The 23613-nt window shown below is 73.2% G+C and carries 20 protein-coding genes; 5 read left to right on the forward strand and 15 right to left on the reverse strand.

Translation table 11 applies throughout. The features are described from left to right. Positions 1-42 precede the first annotated feature (42 nt). Both hemG and hemE read right to left on the reverse strand, forming a co-directional pair. Positions 43-1554, reverse strand: coding sequence for a protoporphyrinogen oxidase (gene hemG / locus CVS47_RS15230; RefSeq protein ID WP_127096844.1), 1512 nt, complete (start codon positions 1552-1554; stop codon positions 43-45). After that, on the reverse strand, positions 1551-2612 hold the full coding sequence (gene hemE, locus CVS47_RS15235) for a uroporphyrinogen decarboxylase (protein ID WP_127096845.1): 1062 nt from the start codon (positions 2610-2612) through the stop codon (positions 1551-1553). The genes hemG and hemE overlap by 4 nt, the downstream gene beginning before the upstream one ends. Before the next feature lie 103 nt (positions 2613-2715). Here hemE and CVS47_RS15240 point away from each other — a divergent pair, with 103 nt between their 5' ends. Together CVS47_RS15240 and CVS47_RS15245 are read left to right on the forward strand one after the other, a co-directional pair. Further along, positions 2716-4029, forward strand: a complete 1314-nt coding sequence (locus CVS47_RS15240; RefSeq protein WP_127096846.1) for a glutamyl-tRNA reductase — start codon at positions 2716-2718, stop codon at positions 4027-4029. A gap of 326 nt (positions 4030-4355) precedes the next feature. Then, a complete protein-coding gene (locus CVS47_RS15245) occupies positions 4356-4940 on the forward strand; it encodes an HhH-GPD-type base excision DNA repair protein (RefSeq protein ID WP_127096847.1) in 585 nt (194 codons plus the stop codon). Between the two features lie 7 nt (positions 4941-4947). Here the strand turns inward: CVS47_RS15245 and CVS47_RS15250 are convergent, their stop codons facing one another. The 6 genes from CVS47_RS15250 to CVS47_RS15275 all read right to left on the reverse strand — a co-directional run bounded on the left by CVS47_RS15250 (position 4948) and on the right by CVS47_RS15275 (position 12359). After that, entirely contained in the window at positions 4948-6966 is a 2019-nt protein-coding gene (locus CVS47_RS15250) for an ArnT family glycosyltransferase (protein WP_127096848.1), read from the reverse strand. A gap of 88 nt (positions 6967-7054) precedes the next feature. Further along, complete coding sequence (locus CVS47_RS15255; protein WP_127096849.1) at positions 7055-8440, reverse strand: glycine--tRNA ligase; 1386 nt, start codon at positions 8438-8440, stop codon at positions 7055-7057. A gap of 123 nt (positions 8441-8563) precedes the next feature. Then, a complete protein-coding gene (locus CVS47_RS15260) occupies positions 8564-9307 on the reverse strand; it encodes a formylglycine-generating enzyme family protein (protein WP_127096850.1) in 744 nt (247 codons plus the stop codon). A gap of 9 nt (positions 9308-9316) precedes the next feature. Next, a complete protein-coding gene (locus tag CVS47_RS15265) occupies positions 9317-10396 on the reverse strand; it encodes a hypothetical protein (protein ID WP_127096851.1) in 1080 nt (359 codons plus the stop codon). Then, complete coding sequence (menC, locus tag CVS47_RS15270) at positions 10393-11532, reverse strand: o-succinylbenzoate synthase (protein WP_127096852.1); 1140 nt, start codon at positions 11530-11532, stop codon at positions 10393-10395. Before menC ends, CVS47_RS15265 begins: the two co-directional genes overlap by 4 nt. Before the next feature lie 92 nt (positions 11533-11624). After that, complete coding sequence (locus CVS47_RS15275) at positions 11625-12359, reverse strand: GNAT family N-acetyltransferase (protein ID WP_127096853.1); 735 nt, start codon at positions 12357-12359, stop codon at positions 11625-11627. Positions 12360-12457: 98 nt separating this feature from the next. Here CVS47_RS15275 and CVS47_RS15280 point away from each other — a divergent pair, with 98 nt between their 5' ends. Both CVS47_RS15280 and CVS47_RS15285 read left to right on the forward strand, forming a co-directional pair. Then, positions 12458-13861 (forward strand): MFS transporter, encoded by a 1404-nt coding sequence (locus CVS47_RS15280; protein ID WP_127097418.1) that lies wholly within the window; start codon positions 12458-12460, stop codon positions 13859-13861. Positions 13862-13877: 16 nt separating this feature from the next. Beyond that, the gene (locus CVS47_RS15285; protein ID WP_127096854.1) at positions 13878-15401 is read left to right on the forward strand and encodes a peptide MFS transporter; all 1524 of its coding nucleotides are present in this window, start codon (positions 13878-13880) and stop codon (positions 15399-15401) included. Between the two features lie 185 nt (positions 15402-15586). Here the strand turns inward: CVS47_RS15285 and CVS47_RS15290 are convergent, their stop codons facing one another. Genes CVS47_RS15290 through CVS47_RS15305 form a run of 4 tightly spaced genes read right to left on the reverse strand, consistent with a single transcriptional unit; the run spans position 15587 to position 19034 of the window. After that, complete coding sequence (locus tag CVS47_RS15290; RefSeq protein WP_127096855.1) at positions 15587-16384, reverse strand: IclR family transcriptional regulator domain-containing protein; 798 nt, start codon at positions 16382-16384, stop codon at positions 15587-15589. A 22-nt stretch (positions 16385-16406) separates the two neighbouring features. Continuing rightward, positions 16407-17573, reverse strand: coding sequence for a thiolase family protein (locus CVS47_RS15295; RefSeq protein WP_127096856.1), 1167 nt, complete (start codon positions 17571-17573; stop codon positions 16407-16409). 1 nt (position 17574) lies between these two features. After that, positions 17575-18261, reverse strand: a complete 687-nt coding sequence (locus CVS47_RS15300) for a 3-oxoacid CoA-transferase subunit B (protein WP_127096857.1) — start codon at positions 18259-18261, stop codon at positions 17575-17577. Next, positions 18258-19034, reverse strand: coding sequence for a 3-oxoacid CoA-transferase subunit A (locus CVS47_RS15305; protein WP_127096858.1), 777 nt, complete (start codon positions 19032-19034; stop codon positions 18258-18260). The genes CVS47_RS15300 and CVS47_RS15305 overlap by 4 nt, the downstream gene beginning before the upstream one ends. A 177-nt stretch (positions 19035-19211) precedes the next feature. On the opposite strand from CVS47_RS15305, the gene CVS47_RS15310 reads away from it, so the two are divergent. Next, the gene (locus CVS47_RS15310; protein ID WP_127096859.1) at positions 19212-20933 is read left to right on the forward strand and encodes a cation:proton antiporter; all 1722 of its coding nucleotides are present in this window, start codon (positions 19212-19214) and stop codon (positions 20931-20933) included. A gap of 30 nt (positions 20934-20963) precedes the next feature. Here the strand turns inward: CVS47_RS15310 and pcaC are convergent, their stop codons facing one another. From pcaC to CVS47_RS15325, 3 genes are read right to left on the reverse strand one after another with little or no spacing between them, the layout of a single operon-like run. Next, complete coding sequence (gene pcaC, locus CVS47_RS15315; protein WP_206502668.1) at positions 20964-21362, reverse strand: 4-carboxymuconolactone decarboxylase; 399 nt, start codon at positions 21360-21362, stop codon at positions 20964-20966. Next, positions 21359-22123, reverse strand: coding sequence for an alpha/beta fold hydrolase (locus tag CVS47_RS15320; protein WP_127096860.1), 765 nt, complete (start codon positions 22121-22123; stop codon positions 21359-21361). The genes pcaC and CVS47_RS15320 overlap by 4 nt, the downstream gene beginning before the upstream one ends. Beyond that, positions 22120-23565 (reverse strand): lyase family protein, encoded by a 1446-nt coding sequence (locus CVS47_RS15325; protein ID WP_241240187.1) that lies wholly within the window; start codon positions 23563-23565, stop codon positions 22120-22122. Before CVS47_RS15325 ends, CVS47_RS15320 begins: the two co-directional genes overlap by 4 nt. Positions 23566-23613: the final 48 nt, after the last annotated feature.

The following is a 23613-nucleotide window of genomic DNA, read 5'->3' on the forward strand; positions in this document are numbered from 1 at the left end:
CGTATGCCCGTCCGGGCATCCACCCTTGACAAGCACCGCGTCTCACGCGAAGGACGGAGGCCCGTCGTCCGCCGCGTCGGAGGGGGCGTCAGGGGCGCCGAACAGCACGGCGGCGCGCACGCGCTCCGCCTCCCCGGCCGCGTCCGGGACGACCTGCGCGAGGCCCGTGCCCGACAGCCAGGCACCGGCCGCCGCCAGGCCCGGCACGGCGTGGATCGCCGCACGCGCGGCGCGCTGGCGGTCGATCCGGCCGATCTCCGACGCCGGCTGCGACTGCGTCCAGCGCTGCCGGTGCGCGCCGCGGAGCGCGGCGGGGGCGAGCGCCACCCCGAGCAGGGCGGAGGCCTCCGACAGGGCCAGAGCCGCGGCATCCGCGTCGTCCATCCCCTCCGTGGCCGGAGCCTCGCCCTGCGCGCCGAAGGAGACGCGGACCACGTGGCGGGCGCCCGCCGCGCGGGCGACCCACTCCCACTTGGCGGTGGAATGCGTGAGCGCCTTGGCGATGTGGCTGCCCGGCACCGTCAGCACGCCCGAGCCGCGGGGGCGCGCGTCGAGCGCGGGCGCGTCGAGCACCAGCGTGACGACCTCGACGACCGGGGCGACGACGTCCTCGCGCTCGAGACCGGGCACGACGGGCGCCAGCAGGCGGCGGGCCTCGGCCTCGGTCGTGGCGACGATCACGGCGTCGGCGGAGAGTTCCGCCGCGCCGGCGGGGTCGGCCTGAGCGGCGACCGTGTCGACGGCGACGAGCCAGCCGCCCTCGGGCCGCGAGCGCACGGCGGTCGCCGCGGTGGAGGTGCGCACGTCGACGCCGAGCTCCTCCAGGCGCGTGCGGAGTGCGGCGGGCAGGCGTGCCATCCCGCCGTCGATGCCCTCGACGGCCGAGCCGGGAGCCGAGGTGCGCTCGCCCTTCAGCGCGGCGACGGCGCCGCTCAGCGAACCGGTCCGCGTGAGGGCGGCGTTCAGGCCGGGAGCGGCGATGTCGACGTCCACGTCGTCGGGACGCGCGGAGTAGACGCCCGACGTGACGGGCGCGACGAGGCGGTCGAGCACCTTCGGGCCCATGCGCGTGCGCACCAGCGCGCCGAGGCTGCGCTGGTGACCGATCGTGAGCGGCGGGCGCAGCCGGTCGAGGTACGCGCGCCAGGCGCCGCCCCAGCCGATCACGCGACGGACGTCGTCGGCCCACGGGTTGTCGGGGATGCCGAGCAGGCTGCCGCCGGGCAGGGGCGCGGCCTGGCCTCCGGGCAGACCCGAGACCCAGGCGCCGCCGCGGGTCGGCGTCACGATGTCGCCCGCGAGGCCGAGGTCGTCGACGAGTGCCCGCACCGTCCCGCCGCGCGTGGCGTAGCTCTCCGCGCCGGTGTCCACCACGATGCCGTCGATCTCGTCGGCGCGGAGCACCCCGCCGACGCGATCGGATGCCTCGACCACCGTCACGCGGATGCCGACCTTCGCGCACTCGTAGGCGGCGACGAGGCCGGCCATGCCGCCGCCGACCACCACGACGGAGGTGCGTGCCGCGGCGGCCGCGAGGTCGCGGACGTCGGTCATCCGAGCTCCCCGTGGGCGTACGCCACAAGCCGCGTGAGCACGTCGGGGTCGGTGTCGGGCGGCACGCCGTGGCCGAGGTTGAGGATGTGCGCGCGCGCCGAGCGCCCGAGCGCGATGACGTCGTCGACGTGGGCGGCGAGCACCTCCCACGGGGCCTGCAGCATGGCGGGGTCGATGTTGCCCTGCACCGTGGTGTCGGGGCCGAGCACGGCGGCGGCCTCGTCGAGCGGCACGCGCCAGTCGACGCCCACGCCCTCCACGCCGACGCCGTCGGCGTCCTGCAGGCGCATGTCGGCGAGGATCGGGCCGGTGCCGACACCGAAGTGGATGGCGGGCACCCGGCCGCGGAGCGGGGCGAGCGCCGCCCGCGAGTGCGGCGCGACGAACTCGAGGTAGTCCGCCCGCGAGAGCGAGCCGGCCCACGAGTCGAAGAGCTGCACCGCGGAGGCCCCGGCGCCCACCTGCACCTGCAGGAAGGCGGCGGAGACCTCGGCCAGCCAGCCCGCCAGGCGATGCCACGACGCGGGGTCGGCGTGCATCATCGCGCGTGCGCGCAGGTGCTCCTTGGAGGGGCCGCCCTCGATCAGGTAGGCCGACAGCGTGAAGGGGGCGCCGGCGAAGCCGACGAGAGGCGTGCCGGTCGCGGCGAGCTCGGCGACGGCGATCGCCACCGCGTCGTGCACGGGCGCGGCGGCCTCGGCGACGGCGCCCGGGTCGATCGACGTCAGCTGCGCGACCTGGGCGGCGGTGCGGATCGGCTCGGCGAAGACGGGCCCGCGGCCGGGCTCGATGGCCACGTCGACGCCGGCGAGACGCAGCGGGACGACGATGTCGCTGAAGAACACCGCCGCGTCGACGCGGTGCCGCCGCACGGGCTGCAGCGTGATCTCGGCGGCCATCGCCGGGTCGAGGCACGCGTCGAGCATGTCGGTGCCCACGCGCAGCGCCCGGTACTCCGGGAGCGAGCGTCCGGCCTGTCGCATGAACCACACCGGGGGGCGGTCCCGGCGCCTTCCGTGGAGGGCGTGCACCAGCGCGGAGTCGACGGGATCAGGCATCCGGCCATTCTCCCATCCGCGGCTGTCGGAAGCCTGCGCGCGCACAATCACGACGTCGAGGCATCGCAGGGCTGGCCCGCGCGCGGCGGGATATCCTTGGGTAGTGCTGATGTGCGTCACGGCGAGCCACAAGACCGCCTCCTTCGAGCTCCTCGAGCGACTCAGCACCCACCCCGCGGCGATCGCCCCGCTGATCTCGGCGCACTCCGACTGCGTCCAGGGAGCCGTCGTCGTCGCGACCTGCAACCGCTTCGAGGCGTACGTCGAGATGGACGAGCCCGTCACCGCCGCCGCGGCGCTGGGCGTCGAGGCCACACTGCTGGCCATCGAGTCCGCCACCGGCATCCCCGCCGAGGACGTCGCCGGCTCCTACCGCGTGCTGCAGGGCGACGAGGTCGCCGAGCACCTGTTCGCCGTGGCATCCGGTCTCGAATCGGTCGTCGTCGGCGAGGGCGAGATCGCCGGTCAGGTGCGTCGCGCGCTCGCGCAGGCGCGCACCGACGGCACGTCGTCGCGCGAGCTCGAGCGCCTGTTCCAGCGCGCCTCCGAGGCCCAGCGCGGCGTCAAGAACTCCACCGCCCTCGGCCGTGCGGGCCGGTCGCTCGTGCGCCTCGCGCTCGAGCTCGCCGACAGCCGCATCGCGGACTGGTCGAGCCTGCGTGTGCTGCTGGTGGGCACGGGCTCGTACGCCGCCGCGACGCTGGCCGCGCTCCGCGACCACGGCGCCGAGGACATCTCGGTGCACTCGCCGTCCGGTCGCGCCCAGGTCTTCGCCGGCAAGCACGGCATCCGCGCCGTGGTCTCCGACGCCTACGCGCGCGAGGCCGCCGAGGCCGACCTCGTCATCACCTGCACCTCCGCCGAGACGACCGTGCTCTCCGCCGCCGTGATCGCGGCCGGCACGGCGGCGTCGCTCGCCGCCGGCTCCGCTCCCCGCTCGCGTCGCCGCATGGTCATCGACCTCGGACTCCCCCGCAACGTCGACCCCGACGTGGCGACGCTGGGCGACCTCGACCTGCTCGACCTCGAGACCATCCGCCTGCACGCCCCGCTCGAGGAGCTGCAGGCGACGGATGCCGCGCGCCAGGTCGTGCGGGACGCCGCCCGCCGCTTCGCCGACGTCGGAGAGCGCCGCGCGGTCGAGCCCGCCCTCGTCGCCCTGCGCACGAAGGTGTTCGGCCTGCTCGACTCCGAGATCGCCCGTGCCCGCGCCCGCGGCGACGAGGACGGCAGTACCGAGCAGGCGCTGCGTCACCTCGTCGGCGTGCTGCTGCACACCCCGACCGCCCGCGCGCACGAGCTCGCCGCCGCCGGCCGTGCCGACGAGTACGCCGCGGCCCTCGAGACGCTGTTCGGGGTCGCCCCCGCCGCACCGGCGGCCGCGGCATCCGTCCCCCGCCTCGACGTCGCGGGCTGACCCGGACTCCCAGCGCCCGGTCCGGGCGCTCAGCTGACGCGAATGGTCAGAACGAGGGGCGGGTGGGGACAGCTTGCGTCAGGTTGAGCGGCGCAGGACCGGCGGCCGCAGCATCCCCGCCCCCTCACCTGACGCGAGTGAGCCGAAAGGGAGCCGGGTAGGGACAACAAGCGTCAAGTGAAGCGCTTCGGACGGGCGGTCGCAGAAGCCATCCCCGCAACGTCGCCCTCCCGCCCCCTCACCTGACGCGAACGTGCGAATCAGTGGCCCAGTAGGGACAGGTCCGGTCAGGTGAACGCCGCGGTCCCGGGTGGGAGGATGAGGGCATGAGCACGAGCCTCCACATCACGGGCGACGACGCCGCCGACGAACTCCTCAGCGACGACCCGCTGGCGCTGCTGATCGGGATGCTGCTGGACCAGCAGGTCGCGATGGAGACCGCGTTCGCCGGTCCGCTGAAGATCCAGGAGCGCGCCGGGAAGGTGGATGCTGCGGCCCTCGCGTCGTACGACCCCGAGAAGCTCGTCGCGCTGTTCCAGGAGAGTCCCGCGGTGCACCGGTACCCGGGCTCGATGGCCGGCCGCGTGCAGTCGCTGTGCGAGGCGATCGTGTCGGAGTGGGGCGGCGACGCGTCGGCGCTGTGGACGCAGGGATCGCCCAGCGGCGCCGAGGTGCTCACCCGGCTGAAGGCCCTGCCCGGCTTCGGCGAGCAGAAGGCGAAGATCTTCCTGGCCCTGCTCGGCAAGCAGCGCGGGTTCACGGGCGAGGGCTGGCGCGAGGCCTCCGCCCCCTACGGCGAGGACGGCTCCTACCGCTCGGTCGCCGATATCGTCTCGCCGGAGTCGCTGACGAAGGTGCGCGCCCACAAGCAGGAGATGAAGGCCGCCGCCCGAGAGGCGAAGACGTCGTGAGCCGGCCTCACGAGCAGGCGTAGAGCGAACTGTCGGGGGCGTCCGACGGGACGCTGCAGTTGGCCACCACCCACGCGCGGATCTCGGCCGATACCCCGGTGTCGGCGTCGGCGCCGCCGTTCATCGCGAAGCCACCGCGGCCGGTCGAGCTGAGGATGACGTACCGCAGATCTCCGTCGGCGACGAGCTGCTGGAAGGCGGCGAGAGTGGGCACGGGGTCGCCGCCGTCGAACCCGCCGATCGGCAGGAACGAGCCGCCGTCGCTGTCGAGGATGAGGGATGCCGCGGCCTGCGCTCCGAAGGTGGCGGCGAGGTAGCGGGAGCCCAGCGTCCGCTCCTGCAGGTAGGCGAGGAGCGCCGTGTCCGGGCTGCCCGAGCCCGCCGCCGCGGAGCCGAGTCCCTGATCGCTGGGCACAGAGCCGGGTGCCTGGTCGCCGGGCGCCGCACCGTCCGCGGGCGCTCCGTCCTGCGGCATCCCGCCCGTCGTCCCTCCGGGCGTGCCGCGTCCGCCGTCGCGTGCCGAGCCGAAGGCCCCGTCGCCCGTCCCGGACATCCCTGGGCCGCCGCGCCCGCCGCCGAAGCCCGACATCTCGCTGACGCCGCCCGCGACGGGGTTGATCGGATTCGGATGGGCGATCGTCACGATCGACCACGCGAGCGGGGTGAGGAGCAGGGCGGCACCCACTGCGCCCGCCGTCAGCGCCCGGCGGACACCACGACGGGTCGGCCACCCGCCGCGACGGACCCTCAGCAGGAGCACGATCGCGCTCACGGCGGCCACGGCCTGCACCAGGGCGACCGGCACGGAGTATCCGCCGCTCGACAGCCCGATGCCCAGGGCCGTCACCGCCGCGACGGCGATCAGCAGCACCTGGGGCCACGTACGCGCCGCGCGGTGGGCCGCCCCGAACGCGAGCGCGATCGTCAGCGCCACCGGCACGGCCAGGGCCGCCGTGTAGAACTGGTGCATCCCGGCGACGACCGAGAACATCGCGGCGAAGGTCGCCAGCCACATCGTCACCAGCACCGTGACGGGCCGCGAGAAGCGCAGCACCCACAGCACGACCACGGCCGCGACGGCCGTGGGGAGGAGCCAGCCGATCTGACCGGCGAGCTGCTCGGTGAACAGGCGGAGCACGCCCGGGCTGCCCGAGAACGAGGGCGTGAACGAGCGGTACGCCCCGGAGTCCGCCGTCGCCGAGCCGAAGCGGCCCAGTCCGTTGTAGCCGAAGACCATCTCCCAGGCGCTGTCGTTCAGGGTGCTGCCGATGTAGGGGCGTTCCGAGGCCGGCACGAGCGAGACGACCACGATCCAGGAGACGGATGCCGCCAGGCTCACCGCTCCGGCCACCGCGAGTCGCCAGAGCTTCGACAGGAGGGGTCCGCGGGTGCAGAGCCACGCCGCCGCCAGCGCCGGCCACACCGCCCACGCCTCGAGCATGTACGTCTGGAACGAGGCGGCGATGAGCAGCCCCGCGACCAGGAGCCAGCCGAGGCTGCGCCGCGTGAGCGCGTGCATCGCCGCCCACGCGACGGCGGCCAGGCCCAGCACGAAGAACGTCTCGGGCTGATTCGAGCGGGCGACCGCCACCAGGATCGGCGTCGTGGCGACCACCGCTCCGGCGAGGAGTCCGGCGGTCGCCCCGCCCATCCGCTTCACCGTGATCGCGATGAGCGCCACCGCCCCGACGGCTGCCAGCGCATTCGGCAGCACAACGGCCCATGCCGAGTAGCCGAACGCCTTCACGAACAGCGCCGGGATCCAGAACGACCCCGGGATCTTGTCGAGCGTGACCGTGCCGGCGGGGTCGACGGCGCCGAAGAAGAAGTTCTGCCAGCTCCGGCTCATCGAGAGGGCGATCGAGGCGTAGTAGTCCGACGGCTGCGCCGTCCACACCGCCCACGTCGTCAGCAGCGCCGCGCCGAGGCAGATCAGCAGCAGGCCCGTGTGCCACGCGCTCCATCGACGCGCGGTCCCCCGCCGCGTCGAGGCGGCGAAGGGAACCGGGGCGTCGTATGTCGTCACAGCAGGACGGTAGGCGCCCTCCTGAGCAGAGCGATGTGGCGCACCTTGGAGGCGCCTGAGGACCCCGCGTTCGGGCCCGGCCTGTGCGTCAGGCTCCGCGCAGTCGCTCGCCGAGGTAGTCGTGCAGGCGGTCGAGCGAGACGCGCTCCTGGTTCATGGTGTCGCGGTCGCGCACGGTGACCGCGCGGTCCTCGAGCGAGTCGAAGTCGATCGTGACGCAGAACGGGGTGCCGATCTCGTCCTGGCGGCGGTAGCGGCGGCCGATGGCGCCGGCGTCGTCGAAGTCGATGTTCCACTCGCCGCGCAGGTCGGCGGCGAGCTCGCGCGCGATCGGCGAGAGCTGCTCGTTGCGCGACAGCGGCAGCACCGCGACCTTCACCGGAGCCAGGCGCGGGTCGAGCTTGAGCACCGTGCGGGTGTCGGTGCCGCCCTTCGCGTTGGGCGCCTCCTCCTCGGAGTACGCGTCGACGAGGAACGCCATCATGGCGCGCGTCAGGCCGAAGGAGGGCTCGATGACGTAGGGCGTGTAGCGCTCGCCCGAGGCCTGGTCGAAGTAGCTGAGCGACTGCCCGGATGCCTCGCTGTGGCTGCGCAGGTCGTAGTCGGTGCGGTTGGCCACGCCCATGAGCTCGCCCCACTGCTTGCCCGGGAAGCCGAACGCGTACTCGACGTCGATGGTGCCGTCGGAGTAGTGCGCGCGGTCGTCCTCGGGGACGTCGTAGCGGCGCATGTGGTCGGGATCGATGCCCAGATCGACGAACCAGTTCCAGCACGCCTCGACCCAGTGCTCGAACCACTCCTGCGCCTCGGCCGGAGGTACGAAGAACTCGATCTCCATCTGCTCGAACTCGCGCGTGCGGAAGATGAAGTTTCCCGGGGTGATCTCGTTGCGGAACGCCTTGCCGACCTGGCCGACGCCGAACGGCGGCTTCTTGCGGGCGGCGGTGAGCACGTTCGAGAAGTTCACGAAGATGCCCTGGGCGGTCTCGGGGCGGAGGAACTGCATGCCCGACTCGTCGTCGACGACGCCGAGGTAGGTCTTCATCAGCCCCGAGAACGCCTTCGGCTCGGTGTACTGGCCCTTCGTGCCGCAGTTCGGGCACGGCACGTCGAGGAGGCCGTTCTCGGCGACGCGGCCCTTGCGGGCCTCGAAGTCCTCGAGGAGGTTGTCGGCGCGGAAGCGCTTGTGGCAGTGCAGGCACTCCACGAGCGGGTCGGTGAAGGTCGCGACGTGGCCGGACGCCTCCCAGACCCGCTTGGGGAGGATCACCGAGGAGTCGAGGCCCACCATGTCGCCGCGGCCGCGCACGAACGTCTGCCACCACTGCCGGCGGATGTTCTCCTTGAGCTCGGTGCCCAGCGGGCCGTAGTCCCACGCCGACCGGGAGCCGCCGTAGATCTCACCGGCCTGGAAGACGAAACCGCGGTGGCGGGCGAGGGCGATGACCTTGTCGAGGCGGGACTGTTCGGCCATGGTGGCTCCAATGGTCGGGAGTGGAGGTCGCGGACGTCGGAGGTGCGTCCGGAAGGAGGATGCCGCGGCGAGCGGCTTCCTCGATTGTATCGGCGTGGTGCTCGGCGCTCGCAGGGAACCGGCTCAGCGCCGGGGCGTCCAGCCGGAGGGCAGCGGTCCGTCCGGGTCGCCCCGCTCCCGGTCGGCCTCCGCCGACCAGCCCTGCGCGGCATCCGTCGCGTCGAAACCCCCGCGGGCGAGCCGGAACCCGACGTCGGGATGCGACATGCGCGGCGCGCCGCCCCGTCGGGTGGACGCGCGCACGCTCCAGGCGTCGTCGGCGAACCCGCCGCCGCGGAACACCCGATAGTCGTCGTAGCGGGCGGGGTCGAGGAGATCCCAGCACCACTCCCACGCGTTCCCGAGGGTGTCGAACAGGCCGTTGAGGTTCGGCAGTCGGCCGCCCACCGGCTGCGGGGTGCTCACGCCGTCGGCGGCGGTCCAGGCGACCTCGGCGAGCGGCCCGTAGTGCGGGCCCGTCGATCCGGCGCGGCACGCGTACTCCCACTCCGCCTCGGTGGGGAGGCGGTAGCCGTCCGCGTCGACGTGCCAGGTGACATCCTCGCCGTCGAAGGCGTAGGCGGGGTCGAGCCCCTCCCACTCCGACGCGGCGTTGCAGAAGTGCACGGCCCGCAGCCAGCTCACCTCGACGGCGGGCCGACGGGGATGGGATGCCGCCTGCCCGAGGATCTCGGCGAGCTGCTCCTGGGTGACGGCGTAGACGCCGATCTCGAACGGCTCGAGCTCGACGGTCCATCGCCGCTTCTGCCGGGCATCGTGCAGCGCCACGGCGCCGGCGGGGATGCGGGCGAGCGCGATGTCATCCACGCGCGCGGCTCACGGGGTGAGGCCGCACCAGCTGCTGACCCACGACAGGATCTCGCCGCGCTGCTCGGGCGTGGCCACGAGCTGCATCGTTCCGGCCGTCCCCTCCGCGTCGACGTCGAGGCCGAAGACGGTGCCGCGCTTGTCCTCGGCGACGACGTGCGCGTCGCAGCGCGCGGGCACGAGCGGAAGGTGCACGGTCTGCGGGGCGGAGTCCTCGGCGACGGCGACCCCGATCGGGTACACCGCCGGGTAGGGGCCGCCGACGGGGCCGAACGAGAGCAGGTTCGTCTGGTGGATGCCGATGATCGACGCCTCGCCGCGGCTCGTCGCGTCGATGTTCAGCTCGAGGTCGGCCGGCTCGCCGGGCGCGGACGGCGTGAACGCCCCGAGGGTCACGGTCGCGGCATCGGACAGCTGCTCGCCCAGGCACTCGCGCTCGTACATCGCCGAGAGGAAGGGGATGGGCTCGGACAGCTCGGAGACCGCGATCGCGATGCTCGCGCCGAAGCGGTAGCCGACGGTCGCGCGGGTGCTCGCGGGGTCGGGCGGACCGCCCGTGCGGGACGGGACGGGCGTCAGCTCGGGTACCGCCGACGGGTCCGCGGAGCCGCCTGCGTCCGGGGTCGCGTCCGGCTCGGCCGTCGCCTGCGGCCCGGCCGTCGCCTGCGGCTCGGCCGTGGGCTCGGGGGTCGCCGTTCCGGCGGTGCCGGTGGGTGCCGGGGTCGGGGCGCCCGTCGAGGTGTCCTCCGCGGCGCAGTTCATCGGCGGGAGCTGCACGCGGATGTCGACCGTCGCCCCCGGCTGGATCTCGGTCTGGCGGCGGATCGTGCGCACCGCGTGGCCGAGGAAGCGCGGGTCGTCGACGCGGACGGTGCCGACGACGAGCGGCTCGTCGTCGGTGTTGTGGATGCGCACCTGCGCCTGGCGCTCGGCGACGTCGGAGCGCAGCTGCACGATCGACGCCGTGATGCCGCCGGGGAGGGCGGTGGCGGACGGCTGCGGACGGGGCGGCTCGGCGCAGCCGGCCAGCAGCACCGCGACGGCGGTGAGCGCGGCCGCGACGGCGGAGAAACCGGCGACGCGCCTCATGCGGCCCGCCGGACGATCTCGCGCGCCACGGTGACCTCGTCGAGGGCCGCCTCGTCGATCTCGACGCCGAGTCCGGGGCCGGTCGGCACGCGCACGTGACCGTCCTCGAGCACGGCGGGCCGGGTGACGATGTCGCGCTCGTAGAAGCGCGCGGAGGCCGACACGTCGCCGGGCAGCGTGAAGCCGGGAAGGGCGGCGAGCGCGGCGTTGGCCGCGCGGCCGATGCCGGTCTCGAGCATGCCGCCGCACCAGACGGGGATGCCGGCGCCGACGCACAGGTCGTGGATCGCGACCGCCTCGCGGTAGCCGCCGACGCGGCCGGCCTTGATGTTGATGACGGATGCCGCACCCAGCGCGAGCGCGTCGGCGGCGGCCTTGGCCGAGACCACCGACTCGTCGAGGCAGACGGGGGTGCGCAGGCGCCGGGCGAGCGTCGCGTGGTCCACGATGTCGTCCTCCTGGAGGGGCTGCTCGATGAGCAGCAGGTCGAAACGGTCGAGCTCGGCGAGCAGGTCCGCGTCGGCGAGCGTGTAGGCGGAGTTCGCGTCCACCTGCAGCGGGATCGCGCCGAAGGCGTCGCGCACCGCGGCGGTGTCGGCGACGTCGCGACCGGGCTTGATCTTGATCTTGATGCGCACGTACCCCTCGTCGAGGTAGCCCTGCACCGTGCGGACGAGAGCCGCGGCATCCTGCTGGATCCCGACGGACACCCCGGAGGGCACCCGGTCGTGCACGGCGCCGAGGTACTCCGCGAGCGGGCGCCCCTCGGAGCGCAGCGCCGCATCGAGCACGGCGAGCTCGAGACCGGCCTTGGCCATGCGGTGCCCGATGACGGGGCTCAGCACCGGGGCGACGTCGTCGCCGCGGAGGGTGCCGCGCTCCAGGAGCGCGGGGATGAGATGGCGCACCGCGACGTCCCACGCCGACTGCGTGTACTCGCTGGAGTACAGCGGCGCGGGGCTCGTGACGATCTCGCCCCAGCCCTCCACGCCGTCGCCCAGCGCACGGACGATGATCGCCTCGCGCACGTGCTCGGTGCCGAAGCTCGTCGTGAACGGCGAGACGAGCGGAAGATGCACCACCCGCAGCTCGAACCCCTCGAGGGCGATGGATGCCGAGGGGCGGGCGATGGGCATCCCCTCAGCGTATGGGCTGGTCTGACGACCATCCTGGGAGAACGGCCATCGTGTCCGACCCGTGATCCGGCCGGCGGGCGCGCCTGCCGCGGCTACGGGCGGACGAAGAGGTAGCCGCGCTCGTCGTCGAAGCCGCCGACGACGAGGCCGTCGGCGAGGTGGGCGAGCATCTGCTGCCGCACGCGCACACGCCACGCCGTGGCATCCTGCGGGCTCTCCCTGCGGAGGGCGCCGATGTCGGCGGGCACGGCGACGGCGGCGACCACGCGGCCGGCCTCCGGGGTCGCCACCGGCGGGGCGGCGAGCGCCCACGACACCATCACGCGGTCGGTCTCATCGCCGCGGTTCACGCCGTCGTCCATCGCGCCGTAGTGGTCGACGAGGTACTCCGTGGCGCGGGCGCCGAGCACGCGCAGGTTGAAGTGCGCGTTGCGGGCGACCAGCGGGTCGAAGGTCCACGTGATGTGGCCGACCTCGCGGGCCAGCGCCCACTCGCGCTGATGCTGCTTGAGCACGCGGCCGAGTCCGAGTGACTGGTGATCGGGCAGCACGCCCGTGATGTGGGAGTGCATCGAGCGGGCCGCGGGGGCGGCGAAGAAGGCGACGGATGCCCCGACCAGCACGTCGTCGCGGTAGAGCCCGACCGCGTAGTTGCCCGAGTGCGCGAGGGCCTGCAGCAGGTTGGGCGGCATGCCGGAGCGGTCACCGCCCCACACCTCGCCCAGCACCGCCGCGGCCGCAAAGACCTCCTCGATCGTCGTGAGCGGACGGATGTCGATGCCCGACTCGGACGGCGGTCGCGGCGTGATCCCTGGAGGCGAGCCCATCCCTCCATCCTGGCACCGCGGCACCCCGCGTCCGCGGGCGCCCCTAGGCTCGACAGGTGGGAAGACGGGACGACGACGAGCGCAGACGACTGACCCGGATGCCCCGTCAGGGCGTGATCGTGGCCGTCCTGGCCTTCTCCGGCCTGGTGTCGTCGTTCATGTTCACCCTGATGGTGCCGATCCAGTCGAAGCTGCCCGAGCTGCTGGACGCGAGCCGCGACGACACGGCCTGGGTCGTGACGTCGACGCTCCTCGCGGCCGCGGTGATCACTCCGATCTCGGGCCGTCTCGGCGACATGTACGGCAAGCGCCGCATCGTGCTCGTGCTGCTCGGCGTGATGATCGTGGGGTCGATCATCGCCGCGCTGTCGCCGGGGATCGTCGGCGTCATCGTGGGCCGCACCCTCCAGGGCGCCATCGTCGGCGTCGTGCCGCTGGGCATCTCGATCCTCCGCGACGTGCTGCACGAGGACCGCGTCGACTCGGCCATCGCCCTGATCAGCGCCACCCTCGGCGTCGGGGCGGCGCTGGGCCTGCCGATCAGCGCGCTCATCGCGCAGCGCAGCGACTGGCACCTGCTGTTCTGGGCGGCGGCCGGTCTCGGCGCCGTCAGCCTCGTGCTCGTGGTGCTGATCGTGCCGGTCAGCGTCCTGCGCACCGCGGGCCGCTTCGACTACGTCGGCGCGGTCGGCCTGGCCGTCGGCCTGATCGGGATCCTCCTCGCCGTCTCGCGCGGCAACACGTGGGGCTGGACCTCGCCGCTCACGCTCGGCACCGGCCTGGGAGGCCTCGCCGTGCTGGCGGTGTGGGGCTGGTACGAGCTGCGCATCGCGGAGCCTCTGCTCGACCTGCGGGTGGCCGCGCGCCCGGCCGTGCTGCTCACGAACATCGCGTCCGTCGCGATGGGGTTCTCGCTGTTCTCCTCCAACGTGTCGTACCCGCAGATGCTGGAGCAGCCGGTCGCCACCGGCGTCGGATTCGGGCTGTCGCTGCTGGCGGCCAGCTTCGTCGTGGCTCCGTCGGGGCTCGTGATGATGTTGCTCTCGCCGGTGTCGGGCCGGCTCTCCCGCCGCACCGGACCGAAGCTGCTGCTGGTCCTGGGCGCCGGCTCGCTGCTCGTGGCCTACGTGTTCACCCTCCTGCTGTCCACCGAGGTCTGGCACCTCCTGGTGGCGAACGTGCTCATCGGCGTGGGCATCGGGTTCGGCTACGCGTCGATGCCGATGCTCATCATGCGCTCGGTTCCGCAGAGCGAGACGGGCGCCTCGAACGGACTGAACGCCCTCTGCCGCTCCCTCGGCACGAGCGTGGCGGCAGCCGTCGTGGGCGCGGTGCTGGCATCCAATTCCGCGGACTTCAACGGCACGGCCGCCCCGACGGCGACCGCGTTCACCCTGTCGTTCGTGCTCGGGGGCGCCGCGGCCCTGGTCGCCCTCGTGGTGGCGCTGTTCATCCCGAGCAGCCGCGACCCGCACGAGAGTCACCCCTCGCTGCGCCGCTGAGGACTAACCTGACGCCATGAGCGGCACAGGCGGCGGTCAGACCCCGCAGATCCCCGTCGGTCCGCCGACCGGCAGCTACCGGAAGTCCGAGGACGAGGTCGGCGACCACGACACCCGGTTCTTCGGCCAGCCGTTCGCGCTGGCGCACGTCTTCGGCGTGGAGATGTGGGAGCGGTTCAGCTTCTACGGCATGCAGGGCATCCTGCTCATCTACATGTACTACGCCGTCAGCGAGGGCGGACTGGGCATCGACCAGAGCGTCGCGGCCGGCATCGTCGGCGCGTACGGCGGCACGGTCTACCTCTCGACGATCCTCGGGGCGTGGCTGGCCGACCGGCTGCTCGGCTCGGAGCGGGTGCTGTTCTACAGCGCGATCGTGATCATGGCGGGTCACATCGCGCTCGCCCTGCTGCCGGGGCTCGTGGGCCTCGCGGCCGGCCTCGTGCTCGTCGCCGTCGGCTCCGGCGGGCTGAAGGCGAACGCGACGTCGGTCGTCGGCACCCTCTACGCCCCCGATGACGTGCGACGGGATGCCGGATTCTCGCTGTTCTATCTCGGCATCAACCTCGGCGCGTTCTTCGGTCCGATCGTCACGGGTGCGCTGCAGTCCTCGATCGGCTTCCACTGGGGCTTCGGCGCCGCGGCCGTCGGCATGGCCCTGGGCCTGATCCAGTACTCGTTCGGCCGCAAGGCACTGCCTGCGGCATCCCGTGTCATCCCCAACCCCCTGCCGAAGAACCGCCGGATGCTGTTCGTCGGCATCGGCATCGCCGGGCTGGTCGTGCTCGCCCTCCTCGTGCTCGTGGGGATCATCCGGGCCGACAACCTCGCGATCATCGTCATCATCGTGACCCTCGGCGCGGCGATCGCCTACTTCGCCGTGATCCTCACCTCGAAGCGGATCGACGCCACCGACCGCTCGCGCGTGTTCGGCTTCATCCCGCTCTTCATCGTGAACGTCGGCTTCTGGTCGCTGTACCAGCAGCAGTTCACCGTGCTGACGATCTACTCCGACGAGCGGCTGAACCGCAGCATCTTCGGGTGGGAGATGCCGGTGTCGTGGGTGAACTCGATCAACCCGATCTTCGTCATCATCCTGTCGGGCGTCTTCGCCGCGATCTGGACGAAGCTGGGCCGCCGGCAGCCGACGACCCCGGTGAAGTTCGCGATCGGCGTGGTCGTGATGGGCCTGGCGTTCCTGATGTTCCTGCTCTTCGCCAACGGGGCGCCCAACTCCACGCCGCTGCTGGGCATCGTCGGCATCCTGCTGGTCTTCACGATCGCCGAGCTGTTCATCTCGCCCGTCGGCCTGTCGGCGTCGACGAAGCTCGCGCCGAAGAACTTCCGCACGCAGATGGTCGCCCTGTACTTCCTGTCGGTCGCGCTGGGCACGTCGATCGCCGGGGCGCTGGCGGGCTACTACGACCCCACCAACGAGGTGCCGTACTTCACGATCCTCGGCCTCATCGCGATCGCGCTGGGCGTCGCACTGTTCTTCGGCGTGAAGCCGGTGCTGAAGCTGATGTCGGGAGTGCGCTAGCAGTCCAGGGGGCGGGGTCAGGTAGCGCGGGGCATCCGCTGCATACCGAGAGTCAGGGATGTCGCGAAAGTCAGGCCGTCCGCCGCGAGTCGGCCTGATTCTCGCGACATCCCTGATTCCGGCGCCGGTGGGAGGAGACCGGATGCCGCGGGCCCGCGCCCACGGCATCCGACAGCCTGCGGGGGTCAGAGCATCCGCAGCTCGGCGCCGATGGCCGCCGCGGTCTCCTGGAGGCGCGGGAGGTAGACGTCGGTGAGGCGGTCGAGGGTGTCGCGGGTGGCGCTCGTCGAGACATTGAGCGCCGCAACGACGCGGTCGTCGCGGCCGCGCACCGGCACCGCGACCGAGCGCAGTCCGGGCTCGAGCTCCCCGTCGACGACGGCCCACCCCTGCGCGCGCACCCGCGCGAGCTCGGCGCGCAGCGCGTCGGGCGTCGCCCGCGTGCGGGGCGTGTAGGCCTCGAGCTCCGTGGCCGCGAGCGCGGCATCCGTCTCGTCGTCCGGCAGCGCGGCCAGCAGCACGCGCCCCATCGAGGTCGCCGCCGCGGGGAGCTGCGTGCCGAGCGTGATGCGCACGCTCATGATGCGGCGCGTGGGCACGCGCGCGACGTAGACGATCGACGGTCCGTGCAGCACGGCGGCCGACACGCTCTCGTCGACCTCGCGCGACAGGCGCTCGAGGTGCGGCTGGGCGACCTCCGGCAGCGACAGCGACGAGAGGTACGACACCCCGAGCTCGAGCACCCGCGGGGTGAGGGCGAAGCGCGACGCGCCGGTCGCGGCATCCGGCGTCGCCCGCACATAGCCGAGGTGCACGAGCGTGAGCAGGAAGCGCCGGGCGGCGGCACGGGTGAGGTCGGACCGCCGCGCGACGTCGCTGAGCGTGAGATCCGGATGCTGCGCGTCGAACGCCTTGATGACCCGCAGGCCGCGCGCCAGCGACTGGACGAACTCGGCCGAGCCGGGCTCGCTGTCATCGCTCATGGAACGATCCTCCCGCGCCGGCTCACAGCTCCAGGACGACGGCGAGACCCTGGCCGACGCCGATGCAGATCGCGGCCACGGCGACACCGCCGCCGCGGCGGCGCAGCTCGTGCGCGGCGTGCCCGATGATGCGGCCGCCGGAGGCGCCGAGCGGGTGGCCGATGGCGATCGCGCCGCCGTGGATGTTGAGCTTCTCGGGGTCGAGCTCGGTCCACAGCTGCGCGCACGCGAGGCTCTGCGAGGCGAAGGCCTCGTTGAGCTCCACGACGTCCACATCGGCCCACGTGCGGCCGGCGCGCGCGAGCGCGCGGTTCGCCGCCTCGACGGGGGCGACGCCGAACACGTCGGGGTCGTTGCCGAACACGCCGCGCCCGGTGACGCGCGCGAGCGGATCGAGGTCGAGGGCGCCCTCGGCGCCGAGGAGCACGGCGGAGGCGCCGTCGTTGATCGGCGAGGCGTTGCCCGCGGTGACGGTGCCGTCAGCGGCGAAGAGCGCCTTCAGGCCGGCGAGCTTCTCGAGCGTCGTGTCGGCGCGGATGCCCTCGTCACGGGCGAGCTCCGCCCCCGGCACCTGCACGATCTCGCCGTCGTAGACACCGGCGGCCCAGGCCTCGGCGGCGAGGCGGTGACTGCGCAGCGCGAAGGCGTCCTGCTCCTCGCGGCTGATGCCGTAGATGCCGGCGAGCTTCTCGGCCGACTCGCCGTTGGAGATGGTCCATTCCTTCGGCAGCGCCTTGTTGACCATGCGCCAGCCGATCGAGGTGTTCCACATCGTCTGGTTGCCCACGGCCGGGAACGGCTTGGGCGACTTCTCGACGACGTAGGGCGCCCGGCTCATCGACTCCACGCCGCCGGCGAGGATGAGGTCGGCGTCGCCGGCCTCGATGGCCCGCGACCCCTGGATGACGGCCTCGACCGACGAGCCGCAGAGGCGGTTGACGGTGACGCCGGGCACGCTCGTCGGGAAGCCCGCGAGCAGCGCGCCGAAGCGCGCGACGTCGCGGTTGTCCTCGCCCGCCTGGTTGGCGTCGCCGAAGATCACGTCGTCGATGCGCGCCGGGTCCAGGCCCGTCCGCTCGACGATCGCGCGCATCGCGACGGCGGCGAGGTCGTCGGGGCGCACGCCGGAGAGCGCGCCGCCGGCCCGTCCGAACGGGGTGCGGACGGCGTCGTAGATGAACGTGGTCATGTCAGTTCCCTTCGGCGGATGCCGCGGCATCCGCGTCTCGTGAAGCGTCCGCCGAGCCCAGCGACAGGCCGGTGAGGGCCTCCAGCGTCTCGACGGTGTTGTCGCCGAACGCCTCGCGGACGGAGAACCCGTGGGGCGTGACGTCGAAGATCGCGTGATCGGTGTAGACGCGGGTGACGCAGCCGACGCCGGTCAGCGGGTAGGTGCAGGCCGCGACGAGCTTGGACTCGCCGGTCTTGGTGAGCAGGTCGGTCATGACGTAGACCGACTTGGCGCCGATGGCGAGGTCCATGGCACCGCCGACCGCGGGGATCGCCCCGGGCGCACCGGTCGACCAGTTGGCGAGGTCGCCGCGCTCGGAGACCTGGAAGGCGCCGAGCACGCAGACGTCGAGGTGCCCGCCGCGCATCATCGCGAACGAGTCCGCGTGGTGGAAGTACGCCGCCCCGGGCAGGGCGGTGACGGGCTGCTTGCCGGCGTTGATGAGGTCGGGGTCGATCATGCCGGCCGGCGGCGCCTCGCCCATGCCGAGCAGGCCGTTCTCGGTGTGCAGGATGATCTCGAGGTCGTCGGGCAGGAAGTTGGCAACGAGCGTCGGCGCGCCGATGCCGAGGTTCACGTAGGCGCCCTCGGGGATGTCGGCGGCGATGCGCGCGGCGAGCTCGTCGCGGGTGATGGTGGTGGTCATGAGCGCTTCCCTTCGACGGATGCCGCGGCCCCGGGTGCGGCGGAGTCCTCCAGCGGACGGCCCTCGATGTCGACGCCGCCGATGAAGCGGCCGTCCTCGAGCCAGCGGCGCTCCCCCACCGGCACGACGCGGTCGACGAAGATGCCCGGCGTCACGACGGTCTCGGGGGGCAGGGCGCCGAGCGGCACGACCTCGTCGACCTGCGCGATCGTCGTGGTCGCCGCGGTCGCCATGATGGGGCCGAAGTTGCGGGCCGTCTCGCGGAAGACGAGGTTGCCCCAGCGGTCGCCGCGCCAGGCGGAGATGAGGGCGACGTCGGCCGTGATCGGGTACTCCAGCACGTACTGCCGGCCGTCGATCTCGCGCGACTCGCGACCCTCGGCGAGCTCGGTGCCGACGCCGGTCGGGCTGAAGAAGGCGCCGATGCCGGCGCCGGCGGCGCGGATGCGCTCGGCGAGGTTGCCCTGCGGGACGATCTCGAGCTCGATCTTTCCGGCGCGGTAGAGGCCGTCGAAGACCCACGAGTCGTGCTGGCGGGGGAACGAGCAGATGATGCGGCGCACGCGGCCGGTGGCCAGCAGCGCGGCGAGGCCGGTGTCGCCGTTGCCCGCGTTGTTGTTCACGATGGTCAGGTCGCCGGCGCCCTGCGCAATGAGGGCGTCGATCAGCTCCACGGGCTGGCCGGCACGGCCGAAGCCGCCGATCATCACGGTGGATCCGTCCTGCACGCCGGCGACCGCGGCCGCGGCATCCGTCACGGTCTTGTCGATCATCGACACTCCTCGTCGCTGGTGTTCGCTGTGCGAATACGTGTTCGCACAGCATCCATCGTACTCGTCAGCGCCCGTTGCATCCAGGAGACTCCCGCTCAGCGGGTCGCGCTCGCATGCACGGCCCGCTCGTCGCGCCGTGCATCTACCCTCGGAAGGGGGCGTTGGCGGGAGGTCGGCATGGAGCTCGGCCTGTACGGCATCGTCGCGGTCGCGGTGATCGTCGCCGTCGCGGCGTTCTCGAAGCGCCTGGGCATCGCGGCGCCCATCATCCTCGTGGTCGTCGGCGTGGCGCTGAGCTACCTGCCCGGGGTGCCCGAGATCGAGGTGCCTCACGAGATCATCCTCGACGGGCTGCTGCCGCCGATCCTCTACGCCGCCGCGGTCGCCGTGCCGGTGATGGACTTCCGCCGCAACCTCGCACCCATCGCGGGCCTGTCCGTCGCGCTCGTCGTCGTCACGGCCTTCGCGACCGGCACCCTCCTCTTCTTCCTCCTGCCCGACCTGAACTACGCGGCGGCCATCGCGTTGGGCGCGATCATCAGCCCGCCCGACGCCGTGGCCGCGACCTCCATCGGACGCCGGCTCGGACTGCCCCCGCGACTGCTCACCCTGCTGGAGGGAGAAGGACTCGTCAACGACGCGACGGCCCTGGTGCTGCTGCGCTCCGCGGTCGCCGCCGCGGCGGGCGGTCTCGCATCACCATGGGCGGGGGTCACGGACTTCCTCTACGCCGCCGCCCTCGCGATCGTGATCGGCATCGTCGCCGGCATCGTCACGGTGTGGGTGCGCTCCAAGCTCTCCGACCCCGTGCTCGACACCGCCATCAGCCTCGCCGTGCCGTTCGTCGCATTCACCCCCGCCGAGTCCATCGGCGCATCGGGCATCCTCGCCGTCGTCGTCGCCGGGCTCTACACGGGGCATGCGGCGCCGCGCGCGTTCTCGCCGCAGTCGCGCATCAGCGACCGCATCAACTGGCGCACGATCCAGTTCCTCCTCGAGAACGGGGTGTTCCTGCTCATCGGGCTGGAGATCCGCACGCTCATCGAGGACGCCGACCCCGAGGTGTTCAGCGTCGAGGCCTCGTTCGGCATCGGCCTGCTCGCGACCGTCGTGCTCATCGTGATCCGGTACCTGTGGGTGGGCCCGCTCATCGTGGCCCTGCGCCTGCGCGAGCGGCACGCGGAGCGGACGACCTATCGCGCGCTGCTGGCGCTCTACTACTTCCGCGCGCATCCGAGCCGCACGAAGCGGGAGGCCCGGCTCCGCAACCGCCTCGAGCGCGACTACGGGCGACGCCGCGGCGACCTCGAGCAGCAGCGGCAGGAGCGCATCGACTGGCGCGGCGGAATCGTGCTCGGCTGGGCCGGCATGCGCGGCGTCGTCACGCTCGCGGCCGCGCAGTCGCTGCCCCTCGAGACGCCCTACCGCCCCCAGCTGATCCTGATCGCGTTCACGGTGGCCGTGGCATCCATCGTCCTGCAGGGCGGCACGCTGCCGTGGCTCATCCGGATCCTCGGCGTGCAGGGCGTGGACGCGCGGGAGGACCGCCGCGAGGTCGCGGAGCTGCTGGAGACGCTGAGCAACGCGGGCATCGAGGAGCTGGAACGAGTGGTCAGCGAGAGCGACCGCCCCTACGACCCGGATGTCGTGGAGCGCGCCCGGCAGTCGACGTTCCTGCGCACGGAGGCCGCGTGGGAGCGCGTCGACCGCGGACGCAACGAGGTGGACGAGCCGCACCGGCTCTTCCGCGAGCTGCGGCTCACGATCGTCGCGGCCGAGCGGGAGAAGATGCTCGAGCTCCGCGCCCTCGGCAACCACCCGTCGCGCATCCTCGCGGAGGCGCAGTCGCTGCTCGACCTGGAGGAGACGCGCCTGCAGCGCCGCCCGGGCGCGCACTGACGCGGGCGCCCGCCGCGCGGGCTCCGCGGGTCAGAGCTCGTCGCCGAAGACCTCGCCCGCGATGCGGTAGGCCGTGTTGGCCGCGGGGACGCCCGAGTACACCGCGCTCTGCAGGATCACTTCCTTGATCTCGTCGAGCGTGAGCCCGTTGCGCCGCGCGGCGCGCAGGTGCATCGCGAACTCCTCGTGGTGACCGTGCGCGATGAGCGAGGACAGCACCGCGATCGAGCGCGACCGGCGGTCGAGGCCGGGCCGCGACCACACGTCGCCCCACGCGACACGGGTGATGAAGTCCTGCCACTCGGCGGTGAGCGACGTCGCCGCCGCCGTCGACCGGTCGACGTGCGCGTCGGACAGCACGGCCCGGCGCACCTCCATCCCCTGGTCGTAGCGCTCCTGGTCGGTCAGTCCGTCGCCGTCGGGTCTCATCGGTTCTCCTCGAAGAAGGCGAGCAGAGCGGATGCCACGGCCTCCGGCTGCTCGGCGGGTGGGAGGTGCGCAGCACCGTCGATGCGCAGCGCACGGCCGTCGCGGACGCCCTCGGCGATCTCGACGGCCTTCTCCTGCGGCGCGACCGCATCATGCTCGCCCCAGACGGCCAGGACCGGCAGGTCGATGCCGCCGAGGTCGGCCCGCAGGTCGTAGGCCGCGAGCGCCTCGCAGCACAGGGCATAGCTCTCGTCGTCGGCGTCCTGCAGGGCGTGGAGGAGACGCCCCGACAGCTCGGGGCGGCGCGCCATGGACTCCGGCGCGAACCAGCGCCCGGCCGAGGCGGAGATGAGGCTCGAGGTCGACTGCGCGCGCACCTGCGTCGCGCGCTCCGCCCAGCTGTCGGGCTCTCCGAGCTTCGCGCCCGACGCGACGATGGCCGCACGGTGCACGAGCGACGGATGCCGCAGCGCCAGCGTCAGCCCGACGGCACCGCCGAGCGACACCCCCGCGTAGACGAAGGGCTCGTCGATCGCGTCGACGACGGCGTCGGCGAGATCGTCGACGGTGAACGCCTGAGTCGCCGGTGCGGAGTCGCCGTGCCCCGGGAGGTCCCACGCGACCACGCGGTACCGCGCGGCGAGGGCTGGGACGACGTCCTCCCACAGGATGGTCGAGGTGCCGAGGGAGGGGCCGAGGACGACGATCGGCGCGTCGTTCGGGCCCTGCCAGGCGGTGAGGGCGATCGCGGGGACGGTCATCGTCCGCCTCCTTCGGGTCGTGTCCCGGCCGGGCCGGGCTGCGCGGTCTCGGATGACGCGGGCCGGGCCGGCGCGGATTCCGCATGCGCCGCGCGGGCGTCGTGCGCGGCGCGGGCGTCCGCGACGAGCGCGCCCGCCACGCCGGTGTAGTTCGCGGGATCGACCAGGGCGTCGACGTCGACCTCGACGCCCGCGGTCCCGGCGGCCGCACGCACACGGTCGGCGAGGTCGGCGCCGCTACCGACGTCGGCGACGATCGCCGCGACGGCCGCTGTGCCGAGCAGCGGTGCGAGCGCGATCGACAGCCGCTCCGCGACGATGAGGCCGCCGGAGGACGCGAGGTTCGCGCGCGCGGCGGCGGCGTCCACCCGCAGATGCGCGGCGAGGTGCGCCGCGTGGGCCGAGGACCCCAGGGCGAGGCGCAGCAGCTCGCGCAGCGTGGGCCATTCGGCGTGCCACGCGCCGTCGGGACGCTCGTCGACGGCGAGCGCCGACGCGAGATGCAGGGTCGCGGCCAGCTGCGGAGCCCGCAGGGCGGCCGAGCGGATGAGCACCGCCTCGGTCGGGTTCTGCTTCTGCGGCATGGCCGACGACCCGCCGCCCTCGCCCTCGGAGACCTCGCCGATCTCGGTGCGGCTGAGCGTCGTGACGTCACCGGCGAACTTGCCGAGCGCGTCGAGCGCCGCCACGAGCGCGTCGCCGATCTCCGTCACCGGCGCGCGGTCGACGTGCCACGGCGCGGGTGCCTCCTCGACTCCGGCGTAGGCGGCCACGAGCGCCTGGGCGCCCTCGACCGATCCCGTCACCTCGACGAACGAGGCACGCGTTCCCCCCGCGCCACCGAGCTGCGCGGGGAACTTTAGCCCCTCCAGCCGGGCCGCGGCGCGCTCGACGGCGCGGGACCACCCCGCCGCGCGGGCGCCGATCGTCGTGGGCACCGCGTGCTGCGTCAGCGTGCGCGCCGCGGCGACGGCACCCACGTGCGCCTCGGCCAGGGTCAGCAGCGCGTCGGCGGCCTCGGCGAGCGAGGTGCGCACCTGCGCGACGGCGCGGGCCGCGACATCCATGATCGCCGTGTCCCAGATGTCCTGACTCGTCGCTCCGCGGTGCACCCACACGCGGGTCTCCGCGGGCACGAGCTCCCTGAGCAGGCCCACCAGCGGGATGATCGGATTGCCGCCGGCGACGGAGGCCGCGACCAGGCGGTCGAGGTCGATCCGGTCGCTCGGTCGCCCGGCACCCGCGCCGCGTCCGTCACCGTCGACGCCGAGGGCGTCGACGATCCCGTCGGCCGCCGATGCGGGAGCGACCCCGACCACGGCGTAGGCGCGCACCAGCGCGACCTCGGCGCGGATCGCGGCGTCGAGGAACGCGGCGTCGTCGACGAGCTCGTCGTGGCCGGTGGTCACGGGCGACAGCAGGCCGGAATCGATGGCACTCACGCGTTCCTCCTCCGCGGACCGCGGACGCCCGCCCTCCCGGCGGCGGCG

Source organism: Microbacterium lemovicicum, assembly GCF_003991875.1.
Classification (GTDB): domain Bacteria; phylum Actinomycetota; class Actinomycetes; order Actinomycetales; family Microbacteriaceae; genus Microbacterium; species Microbacterium lemovicicum.